Here is a 328-nt window from a genome sequence, read left to right as displayed (position 1 = left end):
TAAAAAATGGACTGAGAGTCAAAATAAAAGAACTCAGATCTTATTTAGCCTATATCCTGATATAAAAACAGCTCATAGACTAGTACAGCAACTTCGTGGGATTTATAACAACAACAAATACATTGCTATGACCAAACTAGTCCATTGGTACAGGAATGTAGAGCAATCGGGGTTTAAAAACCTTAATATCCTACTTAATACCATAACGTTTAATTACCAGTCAATCTTGAACTATTTTGATAATAGAAGTACGAATGCTTAAGCGGAATCTTTTAACGCTAAAATAAAAGCGTTTAGAAGTCAATTTAGAGTAGTACGAAAAGTGAAT

1 protein-coding gene is annotated in these 328 nt (G+C 32.0%); it reads left to right on the top strand.

Annotation, left to right across the window (positions count from 1 at the left end; translation table 11 throughout):
• Positions 1-262, top strand: a 262-nt coding sequence (locus tag IUY40_RS19355; RefSeq protein WP_229335727.1) for a transposase, incomplete at its 5' end; no start/stop codon positions are given.
• Positions 263-328: the final 66 nt, after the last annotated feature.

The sequence above is a fragment of the Flavobacterium sp. ALJ2 genome (genome assembly GCF_015594725.1).
Classification (GTDB): Bacteria; Bacteroidota; Bacteroidia; order Flavobacteriales; family Flavobacteriaceae; genus Flavobacterium.
Note: the sequence above shows the minus strand (reverse complement) of the source record. Positions and strands in the feature narration are given on the sequence as shown.